General features: G+C 32.5%; 20 protein-coding genes and 1 tRNA gene. 10 read left to right on the top strand and 11 right to left on the bottom strand.

The features are described from left to right. Position 1: 1 nt before the first annotated feature. The 5 genes from ACW9W3_RS06000 to ACW9W3_RS05980 form a co-directional block, all read right to left on the bottom strand. Positions 2-271 (bottom strand): Trm112 family protein, encoded by a 270-nt coding sequence (locus ACW9W3_RS06000; RefSeq protein ID WP_457765243.1) that lies wholly within the window; start codon positions 269-271, stop codon positions 2-4. Continuing rightward, positions 268-1,203: a Gfo/Idh/MocA family protein gene (locus ACW9W3_RS05995; RefSeq protein WP_457765242.1), complete on the bottom strand. Its 936-nt coding sequence runs from the start codon at positions 1,201-1,203 to the stop codon at positions 268-270. The genes ACW9W3_RS06000 and ACW9W3_RS05995 overlap by 4 nt, the downstream gene beginning before the upstream one ends. Then, entirely contained in the window at positions 1,204-2,121 is a 918-nt protein-coding gene (locus ACW9W3_RS05990) for a branched-chain amino acid transaminase (RefSeq protein ID WP_457765241.1), read from the bottom strand. It lies immediately after the preceding gene. Between the two features lie 84 nt (positions 2,122-2,205). After that, a complete protein-coding gene (locus ACW9W3_RS05985; RefSeq protein WP_457765240.1) occupies positions 2,206-2,817 on the bottom strand; it encodes a hypothetical protein in 612 nt (203 codons plus the stop codon). Positions 2,818-2,879: 62 nt separating this feature from the next. Further along, complete coding sequence (locus ACW9W3_RS05980) at positions 2,880-3,725, bottom strand: ferredoxin--NADP reductase (RefSeq protein WP_457765239.1); 846 nt, start codon at positions 3,723-3,725, stop codon at positions 2,880-2,882. A 124-nt stretch (positions 3,726-3,849) separates the two neighbouring features. On the opposite strand from ACW9W3_RS05980, the gene ACW9W3_RS05975 reads away from it, so the two are divergent. Further along, positions 3,850-3,923 (top strand) — tRNA-Ala (locus ACW9W3_RS05975). Here ACW9W3_RS05975 and ACW9W3_RS05970 read toward each other — a convergent pair. Continuing rightward, positions 3,924-4,457: a HEAT repeat domain-containing protein gene (locus ACW9W3_RS05970; protein ID WP_457765238.1), complete on the bottom strand. Its 534-nt coding sequence runs from the start codon at positions 4,455-4,457 to the stop codon at positions 3,924-3,926. It lies immediately after the preceding tRNA gene. A 114-nt stretch (positions 4,458-4,571) separates the two neighbouring features. On the opposite strand from ACW9W3_RS05970, the gene ACW9W3_RS05965 reads away from it, so the two are divergent. After that, positions 4,572-4,859 (top strand): AlbA family DNA/RNA-binding protein, encoded by a 288-nt coding sequence (locus ACW9W3_RS05965; protein WP_048117992.1) that lies wholly within the window; start codon positions 4,572-4,574, stop codon positions 4,857-4,859. Between the two features lie 28 nt (positions 4,860-4,887). Here the strand turns inward: ACW9W3_RS05965 and ACW9W3_RS05960 are convergent, their stop codons facing one another. Together ACW9W3_RS05960 and ACW9W3_RS05955 are read right to left on the bottom strand one after the other, a co-directional pair. Next, positions 4,888-5,736 carry an isocitrate lyase/PEP mutase family protein gene (locus tag ACW9W3_RS05960; protein WP_457765276.1) on the bottom strand — a complete coding sequence of 283 codons (849 nt, stop codon included), beginning with the start codon at positions 5,734-5,736 and terminating at the stop codon, positions 4,888-4,890. Positions 5,737-5,883: 147 nt separating this feature from the next. After that, positions 5,884-6,390, bottom strand: a complete 507-nt coding sequence (locus ACW9W3_RS05955; protein WP_457765275.1) for a PadR family transcriptional regulator — start codon at positions 6,388-6,390, stop codon at positions 5,884-5,886. Between the two features lie 94 nt (positions 6,391-6,484). On the opposite strand from ACW9W3_RS05955, the gene ACW9W3_RS05950 reads away from it, so the two are divergent. Genes ACW9W3_RS05950 through ACW9W3_RS05935 form a run of 4 tightly spaced genes read left to right on the top strand, consistent with a single transcriptional unit; the run spans position 6,485 to position 9,733 of the window. Next, positions 6,485-8,197 carry a succinate dehydrogenase/fumarate reductase flavoprotein subunit gene (locus ACW9W3_RS05950; protein WP_457765237.1) on the top strand — a complete coding sequence of 571 codons (1,713 nt, stop codon included), beginning with the start codon at positions 6,485-6,487 and terminating at the stop codon, positions 8,195-8,197. Further along, positions 8,198-8,629 (top strand): succinate dehydrogenase, encoded by a 432-nt coding sequence (locus ACW9W3_RS05945; protein WP_457765236.1) that lies wholly within the window; start codon positions 8,198-8,200, stop codon positions 8,627-8,629. It begins immediately after the preceding gene. A 1-nt stretch (position 8,630) separates the two neighbouring features. Next, positions 8,631-8,975: a succinate dehydrogenase gene (locus tag ACW9W3_RS05940; RefSeq protein WP_457765235.1), complete on the top strand. Its 345-nt coding sequence runs from the start codon at positions 8,631-8,633 to the stop codon at positions 8,973-8,975. Positions 8,976-8,977: 2 nt separating this feature from the next. Next, a complete protein-coding gene (locus tag ACW9W3_RS05935) occupies positions 8,978-9,733 on the top strand; it encodes a succinate dehydrogenase/fumarate reductase iron-sulfur subunit (RefSeq protein WP_457765234.1) in 756 nt (251 codons plus the stop codon). Here ACW9W3_RS05935 and ACW9W3_RS05930 read toward each other — a convergent pair. Further along, entirely contained in the window at positions 9,730-10,053 is a 324-nt protein-coding gene (locus ACW9W3_RS05930) for a metal-sulfur cluster assembly factor (RefSeq protein ID WP_182129910.1), read from the bottom strand. The genes ACW9W3_RS05935 and ACW9W3_RS05930 overlap by 4 nt on opposite strands. 49 nt (positions 10,054-10,102) lie before the next feature. On the opposite strand from ACW9W3_RS05930, the gene argH reads away from it, so the two are divergent. From argH to ACW9W3_RS05910, 4 genes are all read left to right on the top strand, one after another. Continuing rightward, complete coding sequence (argH, locus tag ACW9W3_RS05925; protein WP_457765233.1) at positions 10,103-11,563, top strand: argininosuccinate lyase; 1,461 nt, start codon at positions 10,103-10,105, stop codon at positions 11,561-11,563. Positions 11,564-11,862: 299 nt separating this feature from the next. Continuing rightward, the gene (locus ACW9W3_RS05920; protein WP_457765232.1) at positions 11,863-12,012 is read left to right on the top strand and encodes a hypothetical protein; all 150 of its coding nucleotides are present in this window, start codon (positions 11,863-11,865) and stop codon (positions 12,010-12,012) included. Between the two features lie 10 nt (positions 12,013-12,022). After that, positions 12,023-12,553 (top strand): GNAT family N-acetyltransferase, encoded by a 531-nt coding sequence (locus ACW9W3_RS05915; protein WP_457765231.1) that lies wholly within the window; start codon positions 12,023-12,025, stop codon positions 12,551-12,553. A gap of 377 nt (positions 12,554-12,930) precedes the next feature. Further along, positions 12,931-13,956: a site-specific DNA-methyltransferase gene (locus tag ACW9W3_RS05910; RefSeq protein WP_457765230.1), complete on the top strand. Its 1,026-nt coding sequence runs from the start codon at positions 12,931-12,933 to the stop codon at positions 13,954-13,956. A 9-nt stretch (positions 13,957-13,965) separates the two neighbouring features. Here ACW9W3_RS05910 and ACW9W3_RS05905 read toward each other — a convergent pair whose 3' ends face one another. Next, the gene (locus ACW9W3_RS05905; RefSeq protein ID WP_457765229.1) at positions 13,966-15,012 is read right to left on the bottom strand and encodes a hypothetical protein; all 1,047 of its coding nucleotides are present in this window, start codon (positions 15,010-15,012) and stop codon (positions 13,966-13,968) included. Then, positions 15,009-17,141, bottom strand: a complete 2,133-nt coding sequence (locus tag ACW9W3_RS05900) for a hypothetical protein (RefSeq protein WP_457765228.1) — start codon at positions 17,139-17,141, stop codon at positions 15,009-15,011. Before ACW9W3_RS05900 ends, ACW9W3_RS05905 begins: the two co-directional genes overlap by 4 nt. Between the last annotated feature and the right edge of the window lie 45 nt (positions 17,142-17,186).

Raw genomic sequence — 17,186 nt, 5'->3', positions numbered from 1 at the left:
CTCACAAATGCCATGGATTTCCTTGCGTTATGATTTTTTCAGGTAATTCCTCTTTGTAATTTTGCAGAAAATCAATCTCTTGTTTTTTGTCCCTTAATTCATCAGGGAGCATTATTGGAATTCCTTCTATAATTGGATAAAATCTTGAACATTTTTTACAAAATAATGCGCCTTCTGAAATTACATCATCTTTTTCTTTGATCTCAAATAATTCTAAAGGATGATTTTTATCAATTGGACATGCTAAGATATCCATCATTGTTTTGTTCATTTTAAATCGAGATAAATTGGAATTCCCTTTAAACTAGATAAAAGTGCCGCTTCTGCTATTTTTGTCACGTTTACTGCCTCTTGTGATTTGACAATATGTTCATTTTTACCTTCAATTGCTCCAAGAAAACTCTTAATTTCTAATAATAATGGCTCTTGTTTCTCATTTTGAATAGTTTCATTTTCTTCATCTTTTTCTACTGTTATTTCCTGAGAGATAAAATCTGATGAAATTATTGCATCAGTACATACTGCATTAAATTTTCTTACTTTTTTTGGAGTAATCCAATTTGATGAAATAATTGCAACCTTGTCATCTTTGTATCCAAGCATGATGCTTGCAAAATCTTCATGTTCATGTTTAATTTTGCCTGCTCTTGCAAATACAACATGAGGCATGTCATCAAATAACCAATTAGCAGTATCTATGTCGTGAACTGATGTATCGTAAATTATCCCAACATCTTTGATATGAAGAGGCATTCTATTTTCACGGTGAAATTCTAGCATTACTAAATCGCCAAATTTTTTTTCCTTCACAAATTTTTTTACTACGCCCACTGCCGGATTAAATCGCTCAATATACCCACATGTGAGAATCACTTTATTTTTCTCTGCAAGTTTTGCAAGTATTTCACCATCCTCAGATTTGTAAGTCATTGGTTTTTCTACAAATACATGCTTTTTTGCCTCTAACAATTTTTTTGCAATTTGGGTATGTGTTGATGTTGGTGTTACAACAAAAGCCCCATCGAATTCTTCACACTTTAGCAACTCATCTAATGAATCATAATAATTTACAGAGTATTTTTCTCCATACTCTTTGCATTTTTTATAATCTGTATCACAAATTGCCGAAAGCACGCCCAATTGGGATAAAATTCTTGTGTGGTTTTTACCCCATCCACCAGTTCCAATTTGAATAATTTTCATCTAATACACATCCGTCAACCAATGTGAATAATCAACATTTTTGTTCATTACAATATCTGTATACTCTTCCATCATCTTCTTTGTTAGATCTCCGGGTTTACCATTTCCAATCTTTTTTGAATCCATTGATATAATTGGTGTGATCTCAGCTGCAGTACCTGTAAGAAATATTTCTTCTGAAATAATTAACTCACTTCTTGTAATGTCTCTCTCTACTACATCCATATCCAAATCTTTTGCAATTTTTATTACAGCGTCTCTAGTAATTCCTTCTAGTGCAGATGATGATAATGTTGGTGTTATCAATTGTCCTTCTCTAACAATAAAGATATTTTCTCCTGGTGCTTCACTTACATTTCCATTATGATCAAGCAAAATTGCCTCATCAAAACCATTTCTTTTTGCTTCTTGTGTTGCTATGATTGAATTGAGATAATTCCCACCCATCTTTGCTTGTGGGGGTGTAGACATGTCTGAGAATTTTCTCCAAGACACAACTCCTGCTGTGATTCCATTTTTGTTAAATAAATCTCCAAAAGGAAATGTAAAAATCGCAACATTTGTTGGTGCCTTTTCAGTTACGTGTAAATTAATTCCATAATCCCCTACAAAATAAAATGGTCTGATGTAACATGATTTTTTTATCTTATTTTTTCTACATATTCCTATTATTGCATCTGTGATTTCTTGGTCTGAAAAATTAAGTGAAATATTGTAAAACTGTCCTGATCTTCTAAATCGTTTAACATGTTCATCTAGTCTAAAGATGAATAGATTTTTTCCGTTCCAGTAAGCTCGGATTCCTTCAAAGATTGATGTTCCGTAATGAATTGCATGGGTAGTGATAGGAACTTGGGCTTTTTCTGAAATGACATACTTTCCATCAAACCAGACATATTTTGAAAGTGGAAGTTTCATAGGAAAATTTTAGCAGTTGTGTATTAATCTATTTTCAATCTGATGAATCTGCAATTTTGGTAAGTATGGGTATGCTTTTTCGCTTTATGGTGATTTTTTTGACCATCCTTCTTTAGGAAATTTCATTCCTGCAACTCTGGTAGTCAAATCCTCAGAATTTGCATATTTCTTAACTGTTTTCCAATCATCCTCAATTATTTTGGCAATGTTTTCTGGAACATGTTCTTTCCATGAAGATTCTTTTCCAAGAGCTGCGTCATACAATTTCTCTTTTACAGATGCAGCAGAAAGTGCTTTTCTTTCCCCTATTTTGGGTTTCAATCTGTAAATTTTCAGCATATACCCTTCTGCCTTGTCACCTGTATATGAAAAAAAATCACTATTCACTCCTCTAAGAATTTGTTTTCTTAATTTCCATGATCTAGGAGCAAGCAGTGGTGGTAAGTATTTCTTAAATGGAGAAAAAAAAGCATAATCATCAGTAATTTGAATTGAATCTCCAAAAACTGACAAAAGCATATTCTTTCTAGTTTCAAAATTAAATGGAAAACTTTTACTGTTGACTTCTTTTTCTCCATCTTTGAAAACAACTGGCATAACTTTAACAATATCTGCCTCTTTTTTTAATTCTGAAATTATTTCAACATGGGCATTAGTAACGGGATTTAGATGTGCAAGATATAGAGCAGTAATCAATTGATTTTCCTAAATGATTCTTCTATTTCAATGATTGATTTTAGAGTTGATTTTTAAAAAAATCATCCGTATGATTCGTATTTGACTTCAAAGCTTCCATCTTCACGTTTATCATGTTCAGTGACAAATCCTTTTGGTTTCAAAAAGTCCATTACTCCATCAATTGTCCCTTGCCAACCACAAACATAGAACATTGTGTTATCTTTAGTAATAGTATCTCCAATTAATTCTTCTAGAGGGGACATTCCGTTCTCTCTAGGTCTCAAAAATGTTTCAACTCTTCCAATTTGACCTGCCCATGATCTGTTAAACCATTCTTGAGGTCTACTGATAGCTGCTCTATATTTAAAATTCCATTCATCTTTACCTTTTGCTATGCTTTCGTTTTCAAGATTTGTTAACAAGTCTTTGTAACTTAATTCATCAACATAACTTGCACCGTGTAAAACTATGATTTCTCTCTTATCTCCAGTATCATGAAGATGCTGTGCAAAACTTACAAATGGTGCAAGACCTGTTCCGCCACCAATACAAATTATTCTTCTGTTATCTTTTTCACCGTTTGGAAGTTCTTCATTAATTAACAATGCTCTGCCTGTTGGTTTTAACCAGAGGATCTCATCTCCCTCTTTTGCATTAAATATTTGAGTAGTTAATCTACCTGGAAGTGGTTTTCTTACCCATCTAATTACAAGCTCAATGTACTCTTTATTTTCTGGATGTGATGCAATTGAATATGCTCTTCTAACTATTTTACCTCCTTCTGTTGGATTTGGTAACCCTAATGTGATAAATTGACCTGCTTGATAATCTGGAATCGGTCCATCTTTTGGAACTAATCTAATTATTACAAGATCTTCTTTTAGTAATTGGACATAAGTGACAGTTGCTTTGTTATCTACTACCATAACGATTGAACCATCATTATCAAGGTTAAATATATTGTGTTAATTTTACAGGTGGATTTCAACAAAACCGCTAAACGTTAATAACCAATTTAAAAAATTCTATTCAATCAGATTTCTGATAATTGGGCCGGTCGTCTAGTCTGGTAGGATAGGTGCATGGCATGCATCGGATCAAGGGTTCAAATCCCTTCCGGTCCACTATTTCAATTTTAAAAGTAATTTTTCTAATTCAGGATCCTTCTGATCCATGAGTTCATTTTTTCTCTCTTCGTTAACTGAAATTTTTAGATTAATTATTGCATGAAGGGCACTCTTTCTTACTTCTATATTTGAATCTAAAAGTGATTCTAAGAAAATATCTTTTGCATCATTTGCCTTTAGATGTCCTAAAGCACCTATTGCACATGATCTAACCATTGAACGTCTATCTTTTGTAAGTTTAATTATTTCTGGGATTGAATTTGTTTCATTTCTGTTTGCTAATACTAGGGATGCAAAACCTCTGATATTTTTGCTTGTAGAATTCAAGCTTTTAATTAAAAAATTACTGATATCGTTTTCATTTAAGATAAGCGAACTAAATGCTTCACCTCTTACCTGAATATCATCATCATCTAATTTTGAAATAATTTTTTCTAAAATTATTGGGTTGTTTATTTTATTCATAGTTTCTAAAATTTTGATTTTCTCTTGACTATTTCCTGATTCTAAAACTTTTGAAATGTTTCCCAAGTTAGCTAGAAATCCTCTTTTATGGTTAATATTAGTTAAAATTTTTCAATATTTTTTCAACAAATTCAAAAAAACACTTTTAGCTTTAAATTATCCTTAAATAGTAAATTTTCTATGTCAAACGAAGCCAGAGACACCATATTCATTGGTAAGAAACCATTGATGGCATATGTAACATCAACGCTAATTCAACTGGCAAACTTACCGGCCGTCAACATCAAAGCTAGAGGACTCAGCATAGGTCGTGCTGTAGATGTAGCTCAAATCATTGCAAGAAAAACAGAAAATGCAGGCTACTCTATCGGAGAAATCAAAATAGGCTCAGAATCACTAGAGTCACAAGACGGTAGAACCAGAAACGTTTCAACAATAGAAATTGAAGTAAAGAGAAATACAGCATAACTGTATACTTTACTTGAAATTTTTTCTTTTATTCTCTCTTTGAAAACCCATACTTCTTTTCCATTTTTCTATATTTTGGGAGTTCTACTAGATCATTAAATTGATCAAAATTTACAACTTTTTGTTTAAATTTTGCAGTACTTCCAGTTTTCTTTAACTCTTGTAAAATATTCATTGTAGCAAATGTATTTGCAAATAGTACAGACAGTGGATATAGTATTATTTTAAATCCCATTTTGTTTAATGCTTGAGCTGAACTAAGTGGAGTTGCTCCCCCCTCAATCATATTTGCAACAAGCGGTGCATTAATTGCTTTACCAATTTTTTTCATTTCATTTAATGATCTTGGCGCTTCAATAAACACTGCATCAGCTCCTGTTTTTTTATTTTGAAGTCCTCTCTCAATTGCTGCATCTAATCCCTCTGTTGCTCTTGCATCTGTTCTCGCAACAATGAAAAAGTCTTTACTTTCTCTTGCATCAATCGCGGCTCCCAATTTTTCTGTATACTCTTCTTGTGATACAACTTCTTTTCCCTGCATATGGCCACATCTTTTAGGCCATCTTTGATCTTCTAGAAACATTCCTGAAGCTCCTGCAGATTCTAGTTCTTTGACTAGCTTCCAAACACTTAGTGCATTTCCATAACCTGTATCAGAATCAACAATTACTGGGACTGAAACTGCCCTGCAAATTCTTCTTGCATTATCTACCGTCTCAGATGCTCCAATAAACCCATAATCTGGCATTCCAAATAGTGTTGCAGATGTTCCATATCCTGTTTGGAACATAGCATCAAATCCTGCCTTCTCTGCAATCTTTGCACCAATTGCATCATAAACTCCAGGAATTACAATGGGTTTATTCGATTTTAACATAGTACGCAAATTTTTCATGAATCTTCTCTTAACCTGAATTATTTATGGTTTTAAAATTATAACAATCTATGTCCATTTCTATCCCCAAAATGGTGGTAGAGTCCCCAGTGGGGTTGAACTCAATTAATTATTGCTTTTCAAAAATTATTATTCTATGTTGATCTTCTTGCCTTTCTTGGAAGAACATTCATCTATTTTTTTTAGTTCCTCTTGTAGGAATTTTTTATATTTCTGAGTTTCCTCATCAGTCATTTTTGTAATATTTGAGCTCAGAATAGATCCTATCGTGAATATCTTCTCAAGCAAATCAATTGCAACAAATCTTCCTACATTTCCTAATCTGAATAAAACCTCTAGCTGTTTTTTTACAATATCATTTACCTTATCTACATCTTGTGCAGTCTCTGCACCCTTTTGTGTAAGTTGATACTTTCCATCTTTTGTTTCATCAATCAATCCCTCCTCTAACAGCCTTCCCAATAACGGATAAATCAAACCTGGTGATGGTTTCCAAATTCCATTGCTTTGCTCGGTTGCATAATCAATAATCTCCTTTCCAGTGTGATCTTTTTTCTTCAATAACTCTAGTATGAAATATCTTGAAAATCCTCTAGGTACTGAGCTTCCCACTCTCTGAAACCATTCAGAAATCATCACTAGTAATATCACTAGTGATATATTTTAATTTTTTCTGTTGTGCCTGACAATTACTACATATTTAACCCACATCAAGCAAGTTTGTCTGAAAATGGTTGATTCCTTAGAATTTGATTTGATTATTTGCGGTTCAGGACTTGCTGGATTAAGGGCTGCTATTTCAGCAGCAAAAAAGGGACCTAATCTCAAAATTGGTGTTGTTTCAAAAGTACAAGTTATGCGTTCTCATTCTGTTTCTGCAGAAGGGGGAACTGCAGCAGTTCTCTTTGAGGATGAAGGTGATACCATTGAATCTCATGTTTATGATACTGTCAAAGGAAGTGATTTTCTTGCGGACCAAGATGTTGCAGAAAGACTTTGTGTTGAAATGCCAAAAGAAATTCATCAATTAGATCATTGGGGAATGCCATGGTCTAGAAGACCTGATGGAAGAATTGATCAACGAAACTTTGGGGGTTATAGTTTTCCAAGAGCAACATATGCCTCTGATAAAGTTGGCTTCTTTGAAATGCAAACTTTGTATGACACATGTCAGAAATTTGAAAATATCGAATATCTTAATGAATGGTTTGTAACATCTGTCATACACGATGGAAAAAAATTCATGGGAGTTACTGCAATTGAATTATCTTCAGGAACATTTTACACAATTAAAGGAAAATCTCTCATAATTGCAACTGGTGGAGCTGGACGATTATACAGTTTCTCAACTTATGCTCTTTCTTCAACTCCTGATGGTTTGGATATGGGATTACGTGCTGGTATGGCACTCAAAGATATGGAATTTGTACAATTTCATCCAACAGGAATCATGCCTTCTGGAATTTTAATTACAGAAGGTGCACGAGGAGAAGGTGGTTATCTTCTCAATAATAAAGGTGAACGATTTATGAAAACTTATGCTGCTGGAAAAATGGAATTGGCACCAAGAGATATTGTGTCAAGATCAATCATGACAGAAATTCAAGAAGGACGTGGGTTCAAACATGAAACAGGTGTTGATTGTATGAAACTTGATTTGAGGCATATTGGTGATGAAAAAATTAAAGAGAAATTAGGAGGAATTAGAGAAATTTCTATTAAATTTTCTGGTGTTGATCCTGCTACAGATTTACTTGACATTAGACCTGTCTGCCATTATATGATGGGTGGTCTTCATACTGATATTGATGGTGCAACAGAAATTCAAGGTGTTTGGGCTGCTGGTGAGGCAGCATGTAATAGTGTTCATGGCTCAAATAGATTAGGTGCAAATTCTACATCTGAATGCATTGTTTGGGGTAAAATCACAGGTGAATTAGCTGCAGAATATGCTATGAATGATACTTCATCAAACCCATGGCCACATCATTTAGTTGCTGCTGAAGAAAAGAGAATCTATGATGGAATATTTCGAGGAAATGGTGATGTTAATCCCTATGAAATTAGACAGGAACTTACTGATACAATGAATGAAAAAGCATATGTCTATAGAAATGAAACTGATCTTGTTGCAGGTCTTAAAAAAATTCGTGAATTAAAGACACAGACTTGGAAACATGTGGATGATAAAGCCAAAGAATACAATACCAATTTTGCAAATGTAATGGAACTTGATTCAATGTTTAGAGTAGCAGAAATTGTTTTACTTGGGGCAATTAATAGAAAAGAATCTCGTGGTGCACATGCCAGAACTGATTATACTAAACGTGATGATGCAAACTTTTTACATCATACCCTTGCATACTATGATCCAAATGAACCAATTATGAAAACACATCCTGTAACAATTACAAAATATCAACCAGTTGAGAGGAAATATTAGATGACCCAAGACGAACATAAAGAAGGAATCAAAGGAATGGCCAATCCAGGTCGTTATGGTATCGAACGAGTAGCTTATTGGTTAATGCGATTAAGTGGATTGGGACTTTTAGCATATTTTGTAGCTCACATTTATGAAACAAGTAATATTCTGAGAGGGCAAGTAGGATGGGATGAATTCCTAGAATTAACTCAAACTACTGAAGGACATATTTTCTTGGCAATTGTAATTGCCATGTGTGTATTTCATACTGTTAATGGAATTAGAGTGATGTTGGGGCATGGCGGAGTTGGAGTAGGAAAACCTGCTAGACCTGATTACCCATATGATCCAGCATCCCAAAACTACAGACACAAAATAGGTATCTACTCTGCAATCGTTCTTGCTGCAATTGCTATGATGTATGGATTAGCCGTAATGTTTGGTGAATAAAATGAGAGAAAGCACAATTATGAAAATTCACTATGGAACTGCTCTTGCAGCCGTAGGCTTGGTAGCAGTTCATATTTTAATGCGTCTTACAATGGGTTTTGCTGAGTCTTTAGAATATGAATCCGTTTTAGCAAATTACAAATTCATTCCATATGCTGCAATGCTAGAACTGATATTAATTCTACTTTCTATTCATGGGTTTAATGGGTTACGAGTTATACTGTTAGAATTAAAACAAGGACGTGTTTATGAAAAAGCTGTTTCATATGGTTGTCTTGCAACAATGTTTGCTTTAATAGCATACGGCTCAAGAACAATTATTATGACTAACATGGGGATGATATAGCAATGGCTCAAGTTTCTAGTGGTCCACCTGAACAATCCTCCACGGCAAAATCCATTACTCTGAAAATTTCAAGATTTAATCCTGAACATGACGAATCAAGTCAGTTTATGGAGTTTAATGTACAATATGAGAGATGGACAACTGTTCTAGAAGCAATACTTGATGTCAAAAAACATTTTGATCATTCAGTTGCTGTCCGTTATTCCTGTAGACAAGCAACATGTGGTTCATGTGGAATGATGATTAACGGAAAACCTCGATTAGCATGTTTTACAAAAATTAGTGAATTAAACTCCAACGTTGTTACAGTGGAACCTATGAATAATTTTCCTGTTATTCGGGATCTTGCAGTAAAGTTTGAAAGATTATTTGATAGCCATCAGAAAATAAAACCATATCTTATTCGAGATGATACCGAATTAGAATCTGATGAAAAAGAATTTCTACAATCTCCTGAAGAAGTAGAGCAATACATACAATTTGCAAATTGTATCAAATGTGGATTGTGTAATTCTGCATGTCCTACAATGGCAACTGATTCTTCTTTTGTTGGGCCTCAAGCATTAGCTCAAGCATATCGATATGTTGCTGATAGCCGAGATAAAGGCAAAGATTCAAGATTAAAAATTATTGACGAGTCTCACGGAATTTGGAGATGTCATTTTGCTGGTTCTTGTAGTCAGGTATGTCCAAAGGGGGTAGACCCTGCAATGGGTATTCAGCTTCTTAGAGGTTATTTACTAGGTTTTAGAAGTTAACCCAACTTCTTTGGGTTTGGGCTATTATTCACTTGATTGTTAATCTGCTCTGCCATAAAGTGATTTGATACATTCACTTTAACATCATTGACTCCATCTACTTTCAAGAGATTATCATGAACATCTTGACAAATCTTAAAACCAAATACAGCAGGACAGAATGGACTGGTGAGATGCAAATCAACTTTGACATTACTGTCGTTGATATCTACTTCATCAATTAATTCTAATTCTACAATTGAAGTATTAATTTCCGGATCTACAATCTTTGATAACTCATCGAAGATTTTCACTCTAAGCAATTTGATATCTTGACTCATGTCGGCAAAAGCGTCGATGCTATATATAACCATTCTAGAACCTTAGATAATGTATCGTTCACGTCTAGGTACTGATTTGAGTGATATCACGTTAGATTATGTTTCCTCAATTAACGATGATTCTGAAATAGCATATTATGATATTATTGGAAGTCAAGCTCACACTTTGATGTTATACCAAAATAACATCATTACAAAAAATGATGCAAAAAAGATCCTATCATCTCTGAATATTTTGAAAAATGAAAAATTTGATACATCTTCTGGCGCTGAGGATATTCATGAATTAATTGAATCACTAGTGATCAAAAAGGCTGGTATGGCAAGTGGTGGAAAAATGCATACTGCTAGGTCTAGAAACGATCAAGTTTCTTTAGACATTAGAATGAAAATTAGAGATGACATTAACATAATCTGTAATTGTCTTTTAGATACTATCGAAGCTTTAGTTTCCATAGCTAAAAACCATCAAAAAACAATCATGCCACTATACACTCATCTTCAACAGGCCCAAGCTGGTTTGTTTTCTCATTATCTTTTATCTCATGCAGATGTATTGCTTAGAGACTTTCAGAGACTTTATGGGACTTTTGAAAGAGTTAATCAAAGTCCATTAGGAGCAGGACCTGTTGGGGGAACTAGTATTCCAATTGATAGAGTAAGTACTGCAAAAATGCTAGGTTTTGATGGTGTTGTTGAAAATTCAATTGATGCTACTAGTACACGTGATTTTGTAGCAGAATATGTTGCCATGATTTCAATTTTAATGACTAATCTAAGTAAGATATCTGAAGATTTTGTTATATGGTCAACATCTGAATTCTCATTCGTTGAACTAGCAGATGAATTTACATCTCCTTCAAGTGTAATGCCACAAAAGAAAAATCCAGACATCTTAGAATTAACTCGTGGTAAAACCTCTGAAATAATTGGAAACCTAACTGCAATTCTTACAACCATCAAAGGTTTAGCTTCTGGGTATGGACGTGATTTACAACAGATAAAATCTTCGATATGGAATACCTCAAAAATTTCCATTAGTGCATTATTGATTTTAAAATCTATTCTTCTTACTTTGAAAGTAAATGAAAAACAAATGAAAAAAGTTACAGAATCCAGTAATCTTATTGCACTTGATATTGCTGAAAAATTAGTACAGGAAGGAATCCCATTTAGAGTAACTCATAAAATTTCAGGAGTTTTAGTTCAATTATCTTATCAATCAAAAAAACCCATTTCAAAATTAACTTTAGAACAAATCAAAAAATCTGTTTCTGATACTAAAGTAGATCCAAAAATAGTATCTAAAATCATTTCAAACACATCTATTGTATCATCCCTTAAGGATAGAAAATCATTAGGTTCTTCAGGATATGATGAACAAAAAAGAATGATATCTGATAGGATTCAAAAGATCAACGAATATAGGACACATGTCACTAAAAGAGAAAACAAAATCAACTCTTCAATTGAAAACTTGACAAAACAAGTAGATGAAATTATAAAATAAATAAAAAAAGTAGCGGGTCTAAAGGGATTACAAGCTCTAAAGGTGCTTGTTCTGGACTCATTTTGAATAATAGACGAATATGATATTTTAAAGCCTGGTTATTTCATGATCTTCTTTTTCCTTCAAAAGTGGTTCTAGCCTTTTGAACTGAACTCATTTTTCTAGTAACTTAGGCACAAAGTAGTTATAACTACTTAGGCACAAAGTAGTTACAAGTAGGAAATTATTCTTATTTATTCTAAATCTTATTTGCTCAATGAATGCAAATTATTATATACAAAATGTAACATATGTGTTACATGGCATTAAGAGATGTTAAACCATTTGATGAAATGCAAATGGGACAATTACGTGAAAACATGAGAGCAGGAGCAACTCCTGAACAAGTAGCAAATTTAGAAAGAGCTAAAGAACACGTTACAAAAGCTAATCCTAAATCAAATTTCTGATTATTACAAATTGCCTTTACCAAAGATAGATTTCAATTCCATAGAATATGAATACTATCAAGTTCAAGAATCTGATTTATTAGATGATGGTTTTGAATCTGATGAACAAGAGTTTACCGATTACTATCATAACATTTCTTTAGGCGATGTTAGAGAACAAATAATTCGAATGTATCAGCTTAGAATTCAAGGTGAAGTGATGGGTTATGTTACAGTTGCAGCAGCTCATATTAGAAATGATGCAACTCCTGCAATTGAAGCAAAAGAAATCTGTACAACAATCCCAGCTTTGTTAATTAGTCATTTAGCAGTGAAAAAAGGAAATCAAAGAAGAGGGATTGGAAGAGAACTCTTGGATATGGTATTTGTAAAAATTCTTCCTGAAATAAAAAAAAGAGTTGGTTGTAGATATGTAATGTTAAATCCAAGAGATAGTTCAGATGTCCGTGAATTTTACAAAGCTTATGGTTTTGTATATTATGAAAATGCAATGGATGATAAAGAGTCTGATGCATTTTTGTATGATTTGTTAAAAAGATAAATTTGATACAATAAATGAAATTTTTCTGTACAATCAATTACTTAAATTATCTTATCTTATTTCAACCAAAACATAGTGATGTAATAGAAAATAATATTCTGAAATTATATCCTAAAAGTAGGTGTACAAACTATACACTGAAAATGTTTTTTTAAATTACTTTGCTTTATCTCTTAGAAACACCATTCACGTTTTTTGATCTTGTTAATATGTATACAATTTACTTTTGTAAATTATACAAATGTAAACAAAATGACCAGGAAGAAATATAGATTCCCAGAGCCTAATTTTATTAATGATTTACATAATTGATGAAAAATCAACTATTGTTGATTACCTGGTTTTAAGATCAACCTTCGAACTTTCAAAATAGAATCATGCCTACAAAAATTAATCAAGTATTACATGGCAATTCAATAAAATTACTTCAAAAATTTGATAAAGAAACTGTTGATTTATGCTATTTAGATCCTCCTTTCTTCGCAGGTCGTACATTCGAGGCTAAAGGAAAATATGGAAAAATTAATTCTTTTAGTGATACCTGGGATCGTAATTTAGACTCTTATCTTGATTCTATGATTCAAGTATTACAGGAATGTCATAGAGTATTGAAAAATACTGGTTCTTTGTATTTACATTGTGATTGGCACGCATCACATTATCTGAAAGTTGAACTAGACAAAATTTTTGGTAGAAAATTCTTTCAAAATGAAATTGTTTGGAAAAGACATAATGTACATAATAATACAAGACATGGAACAAAATCATTTGGCAGAGTACATGATGTAATTTTCTTTTATACAAAATCCAATGATTACACCTGGAATCCAATCTATCAACCATATTCTGATGAATACGTAAAAAAAACATACAGACATGTAGAATCTGAAACTGGCAGAAAATATGCATTAGGTGATTTGTCTGGCCCTGGTGGAAGATCAAAAGGGAATCCTAGATACAAATTCATGGGAATTACACGATATTGGCGATACTGTGAAAGAAGTATGAAGAGATTAAAAAAGGAAAATAGAATTTATCAAGGAAAACCTGGTAACGTTCCTCTCTTGAAAAGATATCTTGATGAAATGCCAGGTATAGTACTTCAGGATGTATGGGATGATGTACAGAGTGTTCAGGTTTCAAAAAAAGAATCAACTGGATATCCTACACAAAAACCAGAAAGATTGTTGGAACGAATAATTCAAGTTTCTAGTAACGAAAATGATGTAGTGCTTGATCCTATGTGTGGTTCAGGAACAACTTTGGTAGCAAGTAAGAACCTTAGACGACAATACATTGGAATTGATTTGAATAAGGATGCATGTAAAATAGCTAAGAATAGAATTCTTAAAAGAGAAATTTATGAGTTTGAAAGAGTAAATTCTACTGTTGTTCTTCCTTAGAGTTTAGTTTTAACTAAATAATTCTTCTTTTGCCTTTTGATTCTCTTGATATTCCCGAAATCCATCAGCAGTGGCAATAGCAGATAATTTTGTATTGAGAATTGTTAGATCATGTCTGGTTACTCTGTGAAGAAACTGTTTTCTAGATTTTTCATCATTAATCAATGAATACAAAATGGCATACAACTCTTTTGACTCAGTATGTTTCGTTTTAATTAATCTTGGAATTTTGTTTCCTAACTGTTTTAATCTTTTTTGAAATTTATCTTCCTCCGTGATACTGATCAATCTAAGTAGTCTTCGTAAGGAATCAATCGCTTCAATTCCAATATTTTTTGCATAAATATTCCTTTTTTCATAGTTGTCGGGTTCATCTTCAAGTAATGTATTAACAACCGATTTAATTCCAAAAACATGTTTTTTTGCTAAATTGATATCAACTTTATATTTTCCAAATATTTGTGGAATTAAACCTTGAAAACCGCCACCTGTTCCAAATTCTTTACGACTAGGATTTTTATCAAATTTTGACATTTCTTTAACAAATCTTCCTTGCAACTCCTTTGCATTAGGAATAGGATCTGCTTTAGAAAAAAATGGAATAAGTTCTTCAGCTCGTTTTCTTACAAACCCATCTTCAAACATAGCTCCTGAAAGATTAGCAATAAGATTCCAACGTTCTAAATCTTGATACTCATAAATAAAATCCCAGCAAATTAAAACCCATGTCATAGATGGTTCTTGCATTCTTGGTGGTTTTACCATTTGATTTTTGTATTGCCATGATGGTAACGGTTTCATCCCTTTTCTAATTCCATCACTTCTGATTTTCTTTTCAATTTTCCTAAATCTATTATCTAATTCATCATGAATATTGTCTGCAGGAATAGATTCTAAATCTACATATTCTTTTAACAGTACTCCTAATTCCCAAAAAACAATATGTTCCCTCACTTCGGTCCTATCAAGTCCTTTTGCTCCAGGAATTACATTGTCTTGAATTTTTTGGATTGAGGCTGTAATTTTTTTAATTAAGTCTTCTTTGTTGGAAGTCATTTAGTATCTAAAAGATCATGATAATATGTCCAAAACATATTTTTTCGTTCTTCATCATTTATCTCAACATCCTTTTGAACTGCTTTATTATTCATTAATTCCCAAAGATATCTTTCAAGCAAATAATCTTTTTTCTCTTTCTCAAATTTTTCACCATTTACTTGGTCACGTGCTTTTTTTGATAGTTTTTTCCAAGCTGGATGCTCTGATTGTATCATGACTGTTGGAGGGTCAGATTCAAAATATGATAATTCGTCACCACAATCTTCATCTACATTAAAGTCTAGATCAGGACCACTGTATGATTTTCTAATTTTTCGTCCGCCTTTACTCACTAAAGATTTTTTCACTTTAACTGAGATGATTGTATCGCCATCTTTTTTCTTACCTCCATGAGGAACAATGATTGTATCCTCATCCCATTCAGTATGTTCTTTTGGGTCTGTTTTGGTTTTTTTATATCCAACAAGAACTTCTTCACCCTCTTCTGAATCAATTAATCCTTGATTTGGGCCTCTATCTTCATTGGAAACTCTTTCTTCAGTAATTTCATCTCCCTGTTTTTTTGAATCCTTTTGTATTCCTTTTTGTAGAGGATTAGTAAAATTAAATTTAATTCCTTTTTTTGAAAGAAATCTTGTCACAGTATCTACAACTTCATTCATCATGGTTTTGTCTATTGCTGATGATAATTCATTTTTCCAAATCGTGTTTAATCCTTTAAGATCTATTGATGCAGAAGTCATTGCATGGTAAAATGGAGTAGTTGCATCAGTATCTGCTAAACCAATTCTCATTTGATTAGGAGTTACTGCGTTACAGACAACATATCCTGTAATGGTATTTGATTCCCAAATTTGTTTATGTTGAGACATTCTAGGCATATCTGCTATTGAGGTATCTCCTAATGGTCTTCCATTTACAACTAAAAATGGCTCTTTATGAGCATCAGAATAACTTCTAACTGTTTTATAAATAAAAAATTCTACTTTGCCCAACTCTTGTCCTAATTCAGTTCTGATTGTAATGGGTGGTAAATCAAACAATCCTTGAATTTTTGGATTATCTTCATAATTTTTTTGTAAAATCTCAATTTCTTTCTTTTTATGTTTTAGTTTAAGGCCAATATTGTAAATGTCATCTAGGGCAAAACCAAAATGATGAACCAACCTTCTTTCAAGTTTGGAAATATGTTTACTTAGTTCATCGTAGTAATTTTGTTTCCACTTACTAAGAATCACTACGGTGCCTATACGATTAAAATTTGAATATTCTTTGAAATTTTTAGAATTTATGAATGAGTAATGCCCTCCTGGATAATCATGAGGAAATTTAATGTGAATAGATTTTTCATCAAATTTACTTCTATCCCAATTTTCATCACTGATGTTCTCTTCTTCTTTTTTTGATATTTTGTCTCTTATTGAATAAAATTCCATTAATCCGCAAAACTCTCTGAATACTTGAGAACCTCTACCAAATTGTCCTGTACTATAATCTTCACCTGTTTTAAGACTTACAAATGGTTTTTCGCATATGTGTATAGGGTGCTCAATACCAGTTCCTGAATCTATTATTCTAACTTCTCTTTTTTCATCATCTAATTCAACTATGACATATTCTCTTCTTTGATTTTCAGATTTAATTGTTTTAAAGATTTCATTCTGTAATGATGTCAAATGTTCACTTTTATCATTTGATAACCTAGGATATTTTTTTTGAAATTCTGTTATTGGTAATGTGTATTTTTCAATAGCTATTTTTTCAGTTTCTTCATCAAAATTTAAATTTTTAAGTACTTTTGGAAATACTTCCATCACTTTTCGCTTTTTAATAGCATCGATAGAATTTTCTACAAATTCTGTTATCATTAAGTCAGTCCCACCTCTAGATGCAAAAACTTCACCTTGTGCTTTTACTGCAGTGAGTTTTTGATCTGAAGATGTTAAATCAAATTCTATTTTCTTAGTATATAAAATCTCTTCTTTCAAATCTGTTGCCATTTTCTTAACACTTTCTTTTTTTAATGCCATACAATTTGGACATGTTGATACATTAGATCCAAAACTGGTTTTAAAATAATTTTTACAATCTTCACATTTGGTTAATGTTTTAACTTTATTTGCCATTTCTGAACCCCCTCGTTAAACTAAATGTGGTGAATACATGATTAA

The organism is Candidatus Nitrosopumilus sp. bin_68KS, assembly GCF_054095825.1.
The sequence above is the reverse complement of the archived record's forward strand: the minus strand, read 5'-3'. Positions and strand labels throughout refer to the sequence as shown.

Coding starts and splice junctions, on each gene's coding strand:
- ACW9W3_RS05990 (WP_457765241.1), bottom strand. CDS start 2,121: ATGAAACTTCCACTTTCAAAATATGTCTGGTTTGATGGAAAGTATGTC.
- ACW9W3_RS05930 (WP_182129910.1), bottom strand. CDS start 10,053: ATGAGTCAAGATATCAAATTGCTTAGAGTGAAAATCTTCGATGAGTTA.
- ACW9W3_RS05900 (WP_457765228.1), bottom strand. CDS start 17,141: ATGGCAAATAAAGTTAAAACATTAACCAAATGTGAAGATTGTAAAAAT.
- ACW9W3_RS05905 (WP_457765229.1), bottom strand. CDS start 15,012: ATGACTTCCAACAAAGAAGACTTAATTAAAAAAATTACAGCCTCAATC.
- ACW9W3_RS05935 (WP_457765234.1), top strand. CDS start 8,978: ATGGCTCAAGTTTCTAGTGGTCCACCTGAACAATCCTCCACGGCAAAA.
- ACW9W3_RS05955 (WP_457765275.1), bottom strand. CDS start 6,390: ATGATTTCTGAATGGTTTCAGAGAGTGGGAAGCTCAGTACCTAGAGGA.
- ACW9W3_RS05965 (WP_048117992.1), top strand. CDS start 4,572: ATGTCAAACGAAGCCAGAGACACCATATTCATTGGTAAGAAACCATTG.
- ACW9W3_RS05940 (WP_457765235.1), top strand. CDS start 8,631: ATGAGAGAAAGCACAATTATGAAAATTCACTATGGAACTGCTCTTGCA.
- ACW9W3_RS06000 (WP_457765243.1), bottom strand. CDS start 271: ATGAACAAAACAATGATGGATATCTTAGCATGTCCAATTGATAAAAAT.
- ACW9W3_RS05980 (WP_457765239.1), bottom strand. CDS start 3,725: ATGGTAGTAGATAACAAAGCAACTGTCACTTATGTCCAATTACTAAAA.
- ACW9W3_RS05950 (WP_457765237.1), top strand. CDS start 6,485: ATGGTTGATTCCTTAGAATTTGATTTGATTATTTGCGGTTCAGGACTT.
- argH (WP_457765233.1), top strand. CDS start 10,103: ATGTATCGTTCACGTCTAGGTACTGATTTGAGTGATATCACGTTAGAT.
- ACW9W3_RS05960 (WP_457765276.1), bottom strand. CDS start 5,736: ATGTTAAAATCGAATAAACCCATTGTAATTCCTGGAGTTTATGATGCA.
- ACW9W3_RS05995 (WP_457765242.1), bottom strand. CDS start 1,203: ATGAAAATTATTCAAATTGGAACTGGTGGATGGGGTAAAAACCACACA.
- ACW9W3_RS05920 (WP_457765232.1), top strand. CDS start 11,863: ATGGCATTAAGAGATGTTAAACCATTTGATGAAATGCAAATGGGACAA.
- ACW9W3_RS05910 (WP_457765230.1), top strand. CDS start 12,931: ATGCCTACAAAAATTAATCAAGTATTACATGGCAATTCAATAAAATTA.
- ACW9W3_RS05945 (WP_457765236.1), top strand. CDS start 8,198: ATGACCCAAGACGAACATAAAGAAGGAATCAAAGGAATGGCCAATCCA.